This window comes from Spirosoma rhododendri, from assembly GCF_012849055.1.
Lineage (GTDB): Bacteria > Bacteroidota > Bacteroidia > Cytophagales > Spirosomataceae > Spirosoma > Spirosoma rhododendri.
On record NZ_CP051677.1, the window covers coordinates 5,607,622 to 5,621,711 of the forward strand.

Consider the following 14,090-nt stretch of genomic DNA (forward strand, 5'->3'; position numbering starts at 1 on the left):
TAATCGAAACTCAATTTTGCGGGTTATATACACCTGTATGCGCAGCCGTATCAATTGAGTTTTGTATGTCGTCCTTTATTCCAACTTCCACCGCTGAACCCGAACCGTTGTCAAACCTGTCGATCCCGGCACCGTTCGACACGCTCTGGAATCAACTACTTACGCACAGCACCGGCGGCCTTGTCGGACTGGTGGCAGTACGGCAGGGTGAAGAAGCCGACGCGCCGATCACTGACTTTCGCTACCAGTTTTTGAACGAGGTAGCCCGGCGCGACACGCGCGACCAGCAACCCGACTCGAAAGAGCCGATCATCGGCGCGCACTTGAGCGACTATTTCCCGTCGATTCGCCAGACAACACTCTGGAAAACATACCTGGATGTGCTGGTAACGGGGCAGCCACGCCGTGTCGAGCAGCATTACCAGATCGGCAAGCGCGACATTCAGGTTACGCAATCGGTATCGCCGTTCGGATCCGACGGTTTGCTACTGTCCTATACCGAACCCAGTGATTTGCAACAGCTTACCCGCAGACTGGCCCATCAGACTATTCTGCTCAATGGTGTTCTGAACTCATCGCCCAACGCTATACTGGTATTCGACGCCATCCGCGACGTGAATCAGGCCATCACGGATTTTCAGGTAACAATGACCAATCGGCAGGTTGCTCAGTTGGCTCAGCAACCCGACAGCCAGTTGTTGGGTCAGTTGCTGTCTGTCCTGTATCCGCTGAAGCCCGACCAGTTTGATCGGTTGTGCGAACTGGTCAGAACCGGGGGAAGCCTGGTCATCGATCGGTATGTTCAGCAGTACGCCCGCTGGTTATCCATATCGCTGACGACACTGAATGACGGTTTCGTGGCGACAGTACAGGACATCAGTGAAGACCGGCACATGCGCCGACAACTGGAGCAGACGGTTCATAGCCTGCACCAGTCGAACCAGAGTCTGGAGCAGTTTGCGTACATCGCCAGCCATGACTTGCAGGAACCCCTCCGCAAAATCGTTTCGTTCAGCGACGTACTGAAAACGCAGTTTTCGGACGAGATGAACGACGCTGCCGCCGACCTCGTTCGCCGGATGCAGCTGTCGGCCGGTCGGATGCGCGACCTGGTGAGTGACCTGTTGAACTACGCCCGTTTGTCGGGAACCCGCACGGCCTTCCGGGCTGTCAACCTGAACCACATACTGGCGCAGGTAATGGATGATCTTGAGTTCAGCATCCACGATCAGCGGGCGCAGATTCAGATCGAGCCGCTGCCCACCGTACATGGCGACGCCGTGTTATTGCATCAGTTATTCCAGAACTTGGTAGCCAATGCCCTGAAGTTTCAGCCTGACTCACCGGAGGCCCCCGCCCCGACCATACAGATCAGCAGCCGGCTTACGTCGGCGGAGTCGGTACCCAACAGTTCACAGGAAGTAAATACCCCGCCCCAGTCCTACGTCTGGATTACGGTTACTGACAATGGCATCGGTTTTAACGAAAAATACCTGGGGCAGATTTTTACTATTTTTCAACGACTTCACGGACGTTCACACTATACCGGTACCGGTATGGGGCTCGCCATTTGCAGGAAAGTAGTTGATATCCACGGAGGGTGTATAACGGCCAATAGTGCCGAAGGCAAAGGAACAACGTTTCATATATACCTGCCTATAGCATAGCCATTGCCTAATATATATAGCCTGCCTGCTAGATATTCAGCGATAGTTTCAACTTTTTGCCGTTACATGCGGTTTGCAATTCAGGTACGCAGATGAACCTATTGGTGGGCAATCATCTAGCCTGCCGGGTGTCTTTCTCTCCGCTTAACGCATGAACACAACTGGCTCAACGTCACCTTCCGTTGAAGGAAAACCTATTGCTAAGTCGCCGGTAAAGTCCGGTACATCATCGGTTAAACCCGTAACAGATCTTCTTTGCTTTTCGCACCTTCGCTGGAATTTCGTTTATCAGCGACCGCAACATCTGTTAAGCCGGGCTACGGCCAATTACCGGGTCTGGTTTCTGGAGGAACCCGTCTGGTCCGACACAACCCGTTTGAATCAGTACCAGCCCGTTGATGGGGTCACGGTGCTTACGCCAAACATTCCCCACCACACACCCGCCGACGAAGCCATCCGTTTACAGCGGCAATTGCTGGACGAATTCATCAATACAAACAACCTGAACAACTTTGTCGCCTGGTATTACACCCCTATGGCGCTGCTGTTCAGTGATCATATCAAACCCCGCCTGACCATTTACGACTGCATGGACGAACTGTCGGCGTTCTGGGGCGCTCCCCCGCAGTTATTGCAGCAGGAGCAGCGCCTGATCGACCGGTCGGCCATTGTTTTCACGGGCGGCATTAGTCTGTTTGAGGCCAAGCAAAACCGGCACCCGCAGGTAATGGCTTTTCCGAGCAGTATTGACTTCAACCACTTCTCCACGGCCCGGCAGTCGTTGCCTGATCCCGCCGACCAGGCTTCTATCGCCCGGCCGCGCATTGGCTTCAGTGGCGTAATCGACGAACGGTTTGACTACGCACTGGTGACCAAACTGGCGGAGCAGCGCCCCGACTGGCAATTTGTGCTGATTGGCCCCATTGTCAAAATCGATCGGAAGCTACTGCCCAACGCGCCTAACGTGCATTATCCGGGCATGAAGAACTACAAAGACCTGCCTGCTTACTTCAGCAACTGGGACGTCGCGATTCTGCCGTTCGCCCTTAACGATTCGACCCGGTTTATCAGCCCGACCAAGACGCCCGAATACCTCGCGGCTGGTCTGCCGGTGGTGTCAACCCCGATTCGGGACGTGGTCAGAACCTACGGCAACGAAGATTTTGTGCAGATTGCGGATACCGCCGAAGCGTTTGGCAAAGCCATCGAACGGGCTCTGGCAGGGCGGCATCCCGAAAACTGGACGCAGATCGACAAGTTTCTGACCGAAAATTCGTGGGATCATACGTGGCAGGAAATGAACCGGCTGATCCTGGCTAACCTGAAAATGAACGTCGAGCAGTAGTCTCGATCTGATCAAGAAACGTGTCCGGTAATTGACAGGTCGCATGACTTGCCGATTGCCGGACATATTTTTTACTCACCTTTCGGCACGACCATTACGACGCTTTCTTTCTCGATCAGCACTTGCCCTTCCGCCAGCCCTTTCGGCTTGCGCACAAATTTGCGGGGCGTAACCGTAACCGGACAAAGACTATCCGTACGGCGTCGCGAATACCAGGCTGCCAGTTCAGCCGCCCGCTCGATCACATTACGCGGAAACGATTTACCCGCCTGATACTTGATCAGCACGTGCGAACCGGGCACGTCGCGGGCATGTAGCCACAGGTCTTCTTTATACGCATAGCGCTGCGTCAGCAGATCGTTGTTACGTGCGTTGCGACCAATCAGAATACGAAACCCATCCAGATTAACTTCCTTGAACAGTTGATCGACGGATAGATCATTCGTTCCGGTTTCGCCCGTAAGCCCCTGCTGCTTCACATACCGACGCAGCTCTTTCAGGCTGGTGATGCCAGCAAGCGCCTGTCGCTGCTCATCAATTTTCACCAGTTCTGCTTCCTGCGCCGTAGCCTGCGCGGTTAGGTGTTCTTCTTCGATTTTCTCGTTTTTCGCCTTTCGATAGAAATTCTCCGCGTTTCGTTGCGGAGAGAAGTCAGGCTTTAGCTTCAACGTCACCGGCTGATCGTGGTAAAAATCGTATAGCGATACCCGTTCCGGCGATCGCATACCGGGCGGCACCTCGATGTCGTGCAAATTGGCCATCAGAATATGCCCCATCTGCTCATGGCTCAGCCCTTCATCACGGCTCATCAATCGCTGCATCGCTGCATCGATCAGCGCATTGGCCCGCTTTTGCCGCTTATCCAGCAGTCGTAGCCAGGCTCCGCGCTCCTGCTCTATTGTGTTCTGCCCGTTGAACTGAGTAAAGAACTGGTTAGCCGCTTCAATAGGGTCAGTCGTTTCCCGCTGTATCTCCCCTACCGGTAGCAGACTCAATGTTGGCTGATGATGCCAGGCCGTCAGGTAGAACCGACCTTCATCAAGCCGAGTTAACGTCTCCTGAATCAGTGACCACCGATCGATGCCCTGTAATGGCCCACCGTTCTGAGTCATCAACCATTCATTCACAACCTTGCCAAACGTGGGGAACAGCGGCCGGTGGTCGAATCCGTTGCGCACGTATGCTTCGTAGGATTGGTCGAGCACCCGGTTCAGTTGCGAGAGTTGCAACTCATAATCGGTTGCCAGCTTATGATTGAGGAGGTCAATGACGGTGTCGCCATGAAAGGCCAGCAGATTGGGACGATTGCCGAAGAATTTAAAGACCAGTGTGTACTCGTTCTCCAGTTCAATAGCCAGGCAACGCTCATTCAGGAATGAGTACACAGCTGTCACAACCCGGCCGGGCCGGTTCGCAGCTACCGTTTCCAGATCAGCATCATCTGGTACGTCGGCCTCGGTTAGCTTCTCAAACAGATCTACACTATTCTGGCGGGCCCTGCGCACTGATTCGGGGAAAAACAAGCCGGAAAAGTCGGGTCGTAGTGTGGCCTTGATGTAGAAGGGCCGGTAATAACTAAGCGGCCCTTTTGCTTCCGCAAACACCAGTACTACTTCATCACGATCCTGGCTGAAGCAGTCCATAAATCGTAATCCGACCAGTGGTTTGACCAGAGCAGGTGCGAGTTTCCGCAGGAAGTAATAGTTCGTATGCATGGAACGACAAAGGTAACGACCGTTCGCGTGGGCTTCTCAATCTATTGACGCTTCCTCGTCAGCGTCGCCTTTTTCCAAACGTAGAAATGGAGTCCGTTATATCGGGCTTTTTACACAGTTCTTAATTTTTTTTATAAAGTAAATATAACTAGTCACTCAAGGTGAGAAAACCAACGGCACATACTCCTGCAGCTGCGATTGAATTATTGATGGACATATAGTAGCAGGACGCGTCTAAAACGAATACCAACTGAACAAAATAAAGATTAAGTAGCAATTAATAGAACGCGCACACTAATACAGCTTAAAGTGCTTATTATCAGACAATTAACCCCTTGTAAGTGTGCCTTATGACCGTTTTTTATAAAACCAGGTTCAAATAGTTAAATAATAATTGAGTGCTCATCTTGTATTATGCCAAAACAGCTATAATATTTGTACGAATAATACTATTGGTATTACTCGTTAACCATCTTTAATCCTTTCCTACAACCTTTATGAGAACATCGTTCTACAGGTTGCTGCAAACCACATTCGTGGCTGCGGTTATGCTGTTGTGGAGTCTTCATGTCTCTGCGCAGGACCGTCGACTGACGGGTAAAATTACTGGTCCCGATGGTCCCGTTCCGGGCGCCAACGTCGTCCTGAAAGGTACCCAGACGGGTACGTCGACCGATGCAGAGGGTAATTACTCACTACCAATCCGGGGTACTAGCCCGGTTATCGTTATTTCTGCCATTGGTTTTAAAACTCAGGAATTACCGGTAGGCAATCGCACGACGGCAGACCTTCTGCTTGCTGAAGATGCAACGGCCCTCAGTGAAGTTGTCGTTACAGGTTACACCACGGAAAACCGCCGGGACGTAACAGGAGCCGTAGCTACGGTAGCACCAGCTCAGCTGCGAGTTGTTCCATCGACCAACGTTGAGCAGCAGTTACAGGGCCGCGTTGCCGGTGTAACCGTTATCACCAACGGTCAGCCGGGCACGTCGAGCCAGGTACGTGTGCGGGGCTTTGGTTCGTTCGGTGGTAACCAGCCACTGTATGTTGTTGATGGAGTACCTACTCAGAACATCAGCTTCATTCCTCCCGATGATATTGAAAGCACAACGGTACTGAAAGATGCGGCTTCGGCATCTATCTACGGAGCGCGGGCTGCGTCGGGGGTTATTGTCATTACCACCAAGCGGGGTCAGCGCCGGGCGCAGAAACTGAGCGTTAGCTACGACGGCTTGTACGGCGTAACCGACCCAGGTCACGGCCCAAAGTTCCTGAATCCACAGGAGCAGGCTGACTGGGCTTGGCAGGCTCGTAAGAACGACATCTACCAAGGTACCTACCCAACTAACGACTTCAATGGCATCGCAAACGGGCAGTACGGTACAGGCTCAACCCCGGTTCTACCCGATTATCTGCTGGTCGGTACCCGCTCGGGGCTGTCAGCATCGCAGGTAGATCTATCTACCGAAGCGAGCAAGTACAACATCAACTCGACCAACGGCGCGATCTACAACGTCATTCCGGCTAACAAGCAGGGAACCGACTGGTACAAAGCTATCACACGGGTAGCTCCACTGACGCGTCATACACTGGGTTTTTCGGGTGGTACAGAATACAGCCGTTTCTATATCAGCCTGGGTATGCAGAATCAGCAGGGTATCGTTCTGAACAACAACTACTCGCGATACACGATACGGGCAAATACCGAGTTTGACCTGAGCAAGAAAATTCGCATCGGCGAAAACTTCCAGGTTGCCTATATCCGCAACGTAGGTGTGCTGGGTAGCGTAGGTAGCCAATTGGGTAATGGTACGAACAATAACTCAAGCACAGCTACGGACGAGAACGACGTATTGACTGCCTTTCGTGTTGCTCCCATCATTCCGGTATATAACTCGTTTGGTGGCTACGCAGGTACAGCGGCTCCGGGCTTCAACAACCCGAACAACCCTGTAGCGAACCGGCAGGCACTGGCCAACAACGGTAACTTCAACATCTACGGGTTTGGCAATGCGTACATCGAATACGACGTTATTCCCAACCTGACGCTGCGTAGCAGCATCGGCGGTAACTACTACTCGGGCTACTCTAATAGCTATGGCCGGGTACAGTACGAAAACTCGGAGAACAACACGACCTATACGTACAACGAAGGGTCAAGCTATGGTTTGTCCTGGACGTTTACCAACACGGCTAACTACAAGCAAACCTTTGGCAAGAGTGACCTGTCGGTACTTGCGGGTATCGAATCACTGAACACGGGGCTTGGCCGGTTCGTTGGCGGGTCGGGTATCAATCCGTTCACCACCGACCCCAACTATGTAACGATCTCGACAACCACGCCGGGCGCGACCCGCCAAACATACAGTGGCAACGGGTTGGGCAATAAGTTCTTCTCAATCTTCGGTCAGGCTCGGTACATCTACAACGAGAAGTATATCCTGACCGGCGTTGTCCGTCGTGATGGTTCGTCGCAGTTTGCTCCCAGCAACCGCTACGGGGTATTCCCGGCCGTATCGGCCGCGTGGCGCCTGTCGTCGGAGGAGTTTATGAAAAATATTCCATGGGTGTCAGACCTGAAAATTCGGGGTGGTTACGGTATCATGGGTAACTCCAACTATCTGAGCGCAACGAACCAGTACAACCTGTATGCGTCTAACGCTGGTAACGGTTACGACATCAGCGGTACCAACAACGCGGTCAACGCAGGCTTCTACCGGAGTCAGATTGGTAACCCCGATGCTAAGTGGGAGAGCAGCATCACGTCGAACATCGGTCTCGACGGGTCGTTCTTCAACAACAAACTGGAAGTTGTGCTCGACTTCTGGCGCAAAGATACTCGCGACCTGCTGTTCCAGCTCAGCCTGCCAGGCGTAGTTGGTACCCGTGCATCTGCTCCGTACTCGAACATTGCCAGTATGCGCAACCAGGGTATCGACCTGCTGGTTACTAACCGTGGTAACATCGCTGGTGATCTTGGCTACGAAGTGACACTGACAGGCGGCTTCCTTCAAAACCAGATCACATCCCTGGCCCCCGGTGTCCCTTACTTTACAGCCGTAGGTAACAGTTCACAGCGTTTGAGCACGCCTGTTATTCGCAACGAGCCGGGTCATCCATTGTCGTCGTTCTACGGCTACAAAGTAATTGGCTTGTATAATAGCAAAGAAGAGGTAGCTAATGCGCCGACAACGCCAGATAATAGCGGAGCCCCGGGCCGTTTCCGTTATGCTGATACGAACGGCGATGGTAAAATCGACGATAATGACCGGACCTATCTGGGCAGCCCAATCCCTAAATTCACCGGTAGTATCACACTGTCGCTGAAATATAAAGGCTTCGATCTGAACACGAACCTGTACACCTCACTGGGCAGTCAGATTTTTAACTACTCGAGATGGTATACGAATTTCTATCCGTCGTTCACGGGTGCTGCGGTATCGGCCCGCGTAAAAGATTCGTGGCTGCCATCGAATACCAACACGAGCGTGCCTATCTACGAAAGTGCGTCGAATTTCAGCACAAACACACAGGCGAACTCGTACTATGTTGAGAGTGGATCGTATGCCCGTCTGCAATACCTGACGCTGGGTTACACCTTCCCATCGCTGGTTCTGAACAAAGTTAACCTCAACCGCCTGCGCGTATACGTATCGGCTACCAACCTGTTCACAATCACCAAATACTCAGGCCTGGATCCCGGCGTTGGCGGTACGGCTGATACCAGCTTTGGCGTCGACGTAGGTAACTATCCCATCACTCGGGCCTATAACGTAGGTGTGAGCTTGGGCCTGTAAACTGTCAGGCGGAGTATTGACATCGTACTCCGCCCACTTTTTGGTTTAACTTATCTAGTATAACAGACTTATGAACTATTCATTTGTGAAAGGCTCGGTAGCCACAGCCATGCTGCTGAGCGTTACCTTTGCCTGTAACGACAAGTTTCTGAGCGTCCCGGCTACAGGTCAGCTGTCTAATACCCAGCTAACCTCAAAAGCCGGTGTTGAAGGCGTGCTCATTGCAGCTTACGCGCAGCTTAACGGCCGGGGTTACACACAGACCGCCAGTTCTTACAACTGGATGCGGGGTAGTATCTCTGGGGGTGATGCAAATAAAGGATCAAACTCGGGAGACTTCAGTGCCATTACGCCTTACGAAACGTATCAGGTACTGCCAACCAGTAGTGAAGCGGGCGGAAAATGGAACGCCATGTATGAAGGTATCTCCCGTGCAAACGCCACGCTGCGGACGCTAGCCACCGCAGGCTCAGATGTGACGGACTCGGACAAGAAACGCATCTCGGGCGAAGCTCGGTTTCTGCGCGCTCACTACTACTTCGAATTGAAGCGGGCGTTTAACATGGTCCCCTATGTTGATGAAACAGTTGATTATGGTACAGGTATCGATAAAGTAGCGAATAACGTAGACATCTGGCCAAAGATCGAAGCCGATTTTCAGTATGCCTACGACAATCTACCGGCCACACAGTCGGCAGTGGGTCGGGCGAATAAGTGGGCAGCTGCCTCATATCTGGCAAAGACATATATGTATCAGGCAAAATATTCGAACGCAAAAACGCTGTTCGACCTGATTATTGCCAGCGGTACGACGAGCGGTGGAACGAAGTATGCGCTGGTAGCTAACTACACGGATATCTTCAACGCTGCGGCAGAAACAAACTCGGAGTCGGTATTTGCCATTCAGGCGGCTGCAAACACGGGGAGCTCCGACAACGCGAACCCGGATTTGGTACTGAACTTTCCATACAACACGGGATCGAACGGTCCGGCCGGTTGCTGCGGTTTCTTCGCGCCCAGCTTCGAATTGGGTAACTCGTTCCGTACTGCCAATGGCCTGCCTTTGCTGGATGGTTCGTACAACTCCGGTTCTAATCAGCTGAAAACAGATCAGGGTATTGCATCGAGTGCAAGCTTCACTCCAGATGCCGGACCAGTTGATCCTCGTCTTGACTGGTCAATTGGCCGCCGGGGTATCCCCTACCTCGATTGGCAGAACCACCCCGGTCTCGACTGGATTCGTGATCAAAGCTTTGCTGGCCCTTATTCGCCTAAAAAGTTTGTCTTCTACAAATCGCAGGACAAAACGCTCACCGACGGTAGCTCGTGGACGGATGGTTACTCGGCTATCAATTACCAGATCATTCGTTACGCCGACGTACTGCTGATGGCAGCTGAGGCCGAAATCGAAGTAGGTAGCTTGGCAACCGCTCAGACATACATCAACATGGTCCGGTCGCGCGCAGCTAACGCAACTTACTGGGTAAAAGCATACTCGGGTGGCAACGCAGCCAACTACGTAATCAACACGTATTCGACGGCGTTTGCCAGCAAAGATGCAGCCCGCACGGCTGTGCGCTTCGAGCGGAAGCTGGAACTGTCGGGCGAAGGACACCGTTTCTTCGACCTCGTCCGTTGGGGCGTAGCCGCTACAACGCTGAATAACTTCCTGGCCTACGAAAGTCTGAAGCTACCAATTGCCTATGCAGGTGGTAAATTCACGTCGGGTAAAGATGAGTACATGCCGATTCCGCAACAGCAGATCGACTATCAGGGTACCAGCGTGCTTAAGCAGAACCCCGGTTACTAAGCCGACTTCTAGCGCTGTATAAAATAAATCGCCCCGGTGCATGACTGCGCCGGGGCGATTTATTTTACGAACAATCGACGCGACCGCTCGTTTTACCATCAACTAAATCAAGTAGCGTCATGAGTAAGGGAGCCCCACAGCCAACCGTCCGCGACACAGCCGACGAAACCAAAAAATACGAACTGAACACCAATCTGCCCGACGAGAAGCAAGGAAAGACATCGCGCGGCAAGCATAAGAGCAAGCAAAGCACCGAAGACGAGCACGACGCAACGGGTTCGGTCGAAAAAGAAGACGAGTAAACAGGCACCGGCCGTATAGGTGCAGTAATTTTTGCACAAAATGAAAAGGCTCACTGACGCGTCAGTGAGCCTTTTAAACGTTTATAGCGTTGTCGGTAAAAATACCGGCAGTTGTGCCTTAGTACGATTACTTAGCGCTATCAGCCGACATCATCGTCGAAGCCGAATCCGTAGCCATCGTCGAAGCCGAGTCGCCCATCATGGTCGAAGCAGAATCGCTCGACATCGTCGAGGTTTCGCCCGTGGTGGTAGTTTCGGTCGATTCGGTCTTTTTCGAGCTGCACGAGGTGGCAAGGGCGATCATGGCCATGAAAAAGAAGGCAGATTTCGTGATTGCTTTCATAGTTTTAGCGGAGTATTTTTTTAGGTGAAAGAAAAATCAATGTCGCTGTTAATACCCGCAAGCCTGAAAGGTAACCCACAATTTTTCATCTTTTTTTTGGGTTACGTTTTTAGCGCCCCGGTATTAATCAATGAGCAACGTAATGAAGGAAAGTAGACGCACGAACCTGACTGACGCGGAGTTGCTGATGGGGCTGTCCAACGGATCGGACTCAGCCCTGCAACAGCTTTATCGGCAGTACTTCCCGATGGTGCTTCACTTCGTCACCAGCAATAGCGGCAGCGAAGACGACGCCAAGGATATTTATCAGGAAGCGCTGATTGTCATGTACGAGAAGGTAAGAACCGGGTCGCTTGATTTGCAGTGTCAGTTGAAGACGTACCTCTACTCAGTAGGTCGGCGGCTATGGCTGAAGCAGCTCGCGCAGCGCGGACGCTACGTGGTCAGAGACACCGATCAGCCAGTGCCGATTGACGACGACATGACCGATCATGAAGAGCGCGACCGGCAGTTTGAACTGATGGGCGAATCACTCGACCGACTGGGTGAACCCTGCCGAACGCTGCTCGAAGATTTTTACATACGGCATATGAGTATGCAGGCCATCACCGAAAAGTTTGGCTATACCAATGCCGACAATGCCAAGACGCAGAAGTATAAGTGCCTGATGCGCCTGAAGCGATTGTTTTTTGCCGAGTACAAACAGTAAAGAAGTTGTAAAGTCGTAGAGTTACAGAGTTGAATAGTTGCCATCCGGTGTCAGCCAGAACGCGCCAGCAACTCTACAACTATTCAACTTTATAACTATCCAACTTTAAGACCACAACCATTCCGTTTAACAACGTACGACTATGAACGAAGAGCAGGAACTAGAAAACGCCCTCCGCGCCTACGGCGATCGGGTCAGGCTACGCCGTAAATTGGCGACTGTACATGCTTCGATTGATATGGATGAGATGCGTCAGCAGGCCGAAACCTTCCGTGAGGAGTCGACGCCCTTTCGTTCGCTGTGGCAGACCTACCGTACCACATTGGCAGTGGCGGCTTCGGTGGCTGTTATCACCACGTTTACGTCTATTTTCATCTATCGTTCTTATCAGAACAGCCATCAGCAGCAACAGCAGCAGTATAGTCAGTTGAGCAAAGAAATTCAGGCGGTAAAATCGTCGCAGCGACGAATCCTGAATGATCTCGACGGGCGGGGTCAGGCGCTGAATGCAGCTGTCGCGTCGGCGCAGGTGGCGGGTACCGGGTTCATGCTTACGCCCGACGGCTACCTCGTAACCAGCAACCACACGGTGCGCGATGCCGACTCGGTTTACGTGCAGAGTCAACAGGGGTCGGTATACAAAGCGCGAGTGGTTTACAACGATCAGCCCCACGACCTGGCAATCCTGCAACTGTGCGATGATTCATCATTCCGGCCTTCGACTGCGGTTATTCCCTACGGTATCGATTCGCACCCATCAGATCTGGGCGAACGCGTATTTACGCTCGGCTACCCGCGCGATGAGATCGTGTACGGAGAAGGATATCTAAGTTCATCGACTGGCTACCAGGGCGATTCAACAGCGTATCAGGTAGCGATCGGTGTTAACCCCGGTAACTCGGGCGGGCCGCTGCTCAATGAAAAAGGTAACCTGATCGGCATCATTAGCGGCAAGCAAACAACCGCGGAAGGCGTCAGCTTCGCCGTAAAAACTGACTACCTGCTTCAGACCATCAACAGCATCCCCGGCGATTCGCTTAAAGGCCAGCCGCTACGGTTGAATCGCAAGAATGCACTGACGACGCTGACCCGCAAGCAGCAGATCAAACGAATGATGGCCTGCGTGTATCAGGTCAGTGTATTCAAGCACCGCTAGGCCACACGCTAGCAAACAATTCCGTTGTCCGGTGGTTTTAACAGTACTACCATTGAACTGACAACGAGATGAAAAAAATAATGATGCTGGCGTTTTCGCTGGCGCTCACGGTAGCCGCAACTTCGGCACAGGACACCAAACAGAACGCGAAAGAAACGGCTAAGCAAGCTGGTCGTACGGCCGATGCTGCCATGGACAAAGCGGGCCGGGAAACGAAGAAAGCCGGTCGTGCCGTAGCAGACGAAGCCAAAGAATCGGCAAAAGCCGCTAAACGCGGTGCGAAGAGTGTTGGCAATAAAATGTCTAACGCTGCGTCGAACACGAAGGAAGACGTAAAAGACGGTACAAATAAAGCCCTCAACAAAGCTGATCGTAGCATGAAGAAGGCTGAGCGCAAACTCGACAACTCGCGATAGTAGACAGCGATGCGCAGGTAAATGGAAGCCACCCTCTCCGGACGGTGGCTTCTTTTCGTATCGGGCCTTCCCGTAAAAACCAGTTTGCGGCTGGACTCCCTCACCAATACTCAGTACTTTTGGCTAATGAACTTCCCAATTTCTGTTCTTCTATTTGGCATCACCCGCGACCTGACCGGGCAGTCTTCCCTGTCTTTACCTTTGGCTGAAGGCGCTCAGGTCAGTGATCTGCTACAGGTACTGACTGACCAATTCCCCGATCTGGGGCGGATACGGTCGTTGATGGTAGCGGTCAATGGTGAATACGCGGAGCCAAATCAGGTGTTGTCGGTAACCGATGAGGTAGCACTCATCCCACCAGTTAGTGGCGGTTAGTCGTCAGACAGCCCATCTATCAATGCCATTCCCTTTCCATTATGATTAGTATTACCAGCGACCCCATCGATATTTCGTCGGCTCTCACCCTATTGCAATCCGATCAGGCCGGTGCCGTCGATTTCTTCCTGGGTCTGGTGCGCGACAACACCCAACAGCGCCCCGTTGACCACCTCGAATACGAAGCCTACGACCGCATGGCAATCAGCGAAATGCAGAAGATCGTCGATCAGGCACACGAGCGCTGGACAATTCTGGAGTGCGTCGTTGTTCACCGTAAGGGGCTGCTACGTGTGGGCGAAATTGCCGTCCTGATTGGCGTATCGACTCCCCACCGTGCCGACGCATTCGATGCCTGCCGCTACATCATCGACACCATCAAGCAGACAGTACCTATCTGGAAAAAAGAAGTGTTTACCGACGGGGAATCGTGGGTCAACGCCCACCCCTGACGC

Annotated in this window: 12 protein-coding genes; 10 read left to right on the top strand and 2 right to left on the bottom strand. The window is 52.5% G+C overall.

Annotated features, from left to right (window positions below):
• Positions 1 to 65 precede the first annotated feature (65 nt).
• Together HH216_RS23585 and HH216_RS23590 are read left to right on the top strand one after the other, a co-directional pair.
• Positions 66 to 1,667, top strand: a complete 1,602-nt coding sequence (locus tag HH216_RS23585; RefSeq protein ID WP_169553090.1) for a sensor histidine kinase — start codon at positions 66 to 68, stop codon at positions 1,665 to 1,667.
• A 151-nt stretch (positions 1,668 to 1,818) separates the two neighbouring features.
• Positions 1,819 to 3,012, top strand: coding sequence for a glycosyltransferase family 1 protein (locus tag HH216_RS23590; protein WP_169553091.1), 1,194 nt, complete (start codon positions 1,819 to 1,821; stop codon positions 3,010 to 3,012).
• A 71-nt stretch (positions 3,013 to 3,083) separates the two neighbouring features.
• Here HH216_RS23590 and HH216_RS23595 read toward each other — a convergent pair whose 3' ends face one another.
• Positions 3,084 to 4,727, bottom strand: a complete 1,644-nt coding sequence (locus tag HH216_RS23595) for an NFACT RNA binding domain-containing protein (protein WP_169553092.1) — start codon at positions 4,725 to 4,727, stop codon at positions 3,084 to 3,086.
• Between the two features lie 497 nt (positions 4,728 to 5,224).
• Between HH216_RS23595 and HH216_RS23600 the strand changes: the two genes are divergently transcribed.
• From HH216_RS23600 to HH216_RS23610, 3 genes are all read left to right on the top strand, one after another.
• The gene (locus tag HH216_RS23600; protein ID WP_169553093.1) at positions 5,225 to 8,524 is read left to right on the top strand and encodes a SusC/RagA family TonB-linked outer membrane protein; all 3,300 of its coding nucleotides are present in this window, start codon (positions 5,225 to 5,227) and stop codon (positions 8,522 to 8,524) included.
• 70 nt (positions 8,525 to 8,594) lie between these two features.
• The gene (locus HH216_RS23605; RefSeq protein WP_169553094.1) at positions 8,595 to 10,334 is read left to right on the top strand and encodes a RagB/SusD family nutrient uptake outer membrane protein; all 1,740 of its coding nucleotides are present in this window, start codon (positions 8,595 to 8,597) and stop codon (positions 10,332 to 10,334) included.
• 119 nt (positions 10,335 to 10,453) lie between these two features.
• Positions 10,454 to 10,636 carry a hypothetical protein gene (locus HH216_RS23610; RefSeq protein ID WP_169553095.1) on the top strand — a complete coding sequence of 61 codons (183 nt, stop codon included), beginning with the start codon at positions 10,454 to 10,456 and terminating at the stop codon, positions 10,634 to 10,636.
• 127 nt (positions 10,637 to 10,763) lie between these two features.
• On the opposite strand, the gene HH216_RS25510 is transcribed toward HH216_RS23610, so the two are convergent.
• Positions 10,764 to 10,979, bottom strand: coding sequence for a hypothetical protein (locus tag HH216_RS25510; protein WP_174842729.1), 216 nt, complete (start codon positions 10,977 to 10,979; stop codon positions 10,764 to 10,766).
• A 142-nt stretch (positions 10,980 to 11,121) separates the two neighbouring features.
• Here HH216_RS25510 and HH216_RS23620 point away from each other — a divergent pair, with 142 nt between their 5' ends.
• The 5 genes from HH216_RS23620 (at position 11,122) to HH216_RS23640 (ending at position 14,087) form a co-directional block, all read left to right on the top strand.
• Positions 11,122 to 11,688 (top strand): RNA polymerase sigma factor, encoded by a 567-nt coding sequence (locus tag HH216_RS23620; RefSeq protein WP_169553096.1) that lies wholly within the window; start codon positions 11,122 to 11,124, stop codon positions 11,686 to 11,688.
• A gap of 142 nt (positions 11,689 to 11,830) precedes the next feature.
• On the top strand, positions 11,831 to 12,844 hold the full coding sequence (locus tag HH216_RS23625; RefSeq protein WP_169553097.1) for a S1C family serine protease: 1,014 nt from the start codon (positions 11,831 to 11,833) through the stop codon (positions 12,842 to 12,844).
• A gap of 68 nt (positions 12,845 to 12,912) precedes the next feature.
• Positions 12,913 to 13,260: a hypothetical protein gene (locus HH216_RS23630; RefSeq protein ID WP_169553098.1), complete on the top strand. Its 348-nt coding sequence runs from the start codon at positions 12,913 to 12,915 to the stop codon at positions 13,258 to 13,260.
• 126 nt (positions 13,261 to 13,386) lie between these two features.
• Entirely contained in the window at positions 13,387 to 13,635 is a 249-nt protein-coding gene (locus HH216_RS23635; RefSeq protein WP_169553099.1) for a MoaD/ThiS family protein, read from the top strand.
• Between the two features lie 41 nt (positions 13,636 to 13,676).
• Positions 13,677 to 14,087: a molybdenum cofactor biosynthesis protein MoaE gene (locus HH216_RS23640; RefSeq protein ID WP_169553100.1), complete on the top strand. Its 411-nt coding sequence runs from the start codon at positions 13,677 to 13,679 to the stop codon at positions 14,085 to 14,087.
• The last annotated feature ends 3 nt before the right edge of the window (positions 14,088 to 14,090 follow it).

Excerpts from the sequence above, each read along its gene's own strand:
- HH216_RS23585 (WP_169553090.1), top strand. The coding sequence starts at position 66 with ATGTCGTCCTTTATTCCAACTTCCACCGCTGAACCCGAACCGTTGTCA.
- HH216_RS23590 (WP_169553091.1), top strand. The coding sequence starts at position 1,819 with ATGAACACAACTGGCTCAACGTCACCTTCCGTTGAAGGAAAACCTATT.
- HH216_RS23595 (WP_169553092.1), bottom strand. The coding sequence starts at position 4,727 with ATGCATACGAACTATTACTTCCTGCGGAAACTCGCACCTGCTCTGGTC.
- HH216_RS23600 (WP_169553093.1), top strand. The coding sequence starts at position 5,225 with ATGAGAACATCGTTCTACAGGTTGCTGCAAACCACATTCGTGGCTGCG.
- HH216_RS23605 (WP_169553094.1), top strand. The coding sequence starts at position 8,595 with ATGAACTATTCATTTGTGAAAGGCTCGGTAGCCACAGCCATGCTGCTG.
- HH216_RS23610 (WP_169553095.1), top strand. The coding sequence starts at position 10,454 with ATGAGTAAGGGAGCCCCACAGCCAACCGTCCGCGACACAGCCGACGAA.
- HH216_RS25510 (WP_174842729.1), bottom strand. The coding sequence starts at position 10,979 with ATGAAAGCAATCACGAAATCTGCCTTCTTTTTCATGGCCATGATCGCC.
- HH216_RS23620 (WP_169553096.1), top strand. The coding sequence starts at position 11,122 with ATGAAGGAAAGTAGACGCACGAACCTGACTGACGCGGAGTTGCTGATG.
- HH216_RS23625 (WP_169553097.1), top strand. The coding sequence starts at position 11,831 with ATGAACGAAGAGCAGGAACTAGAAAACGCCCTCCGCGCCTACGGCGAT.
- HH216_RS23630 (WP_169553098.1), top strand. The coding sequence starts at position 12,913 with ATGAAAAAAATAATGATGCTGGCGTTTTCGCTGGCGCTCACGGTAGCC.
- HH216_RS23635 (WP_169553099.1), top strand. The coding sequence starts at position 13,387 with ATGAACTTCCCAATTTCTGTTCTTCTATTTGGCATCACCCGCGACCTG.
- HH216_RS23640 (WP_169553100.1), top strand. The coding sequence starts at position 13,677 with ATGATTAGTATTACCAGCGACCCCATCGATATTTCGTCGGCTCTCACC.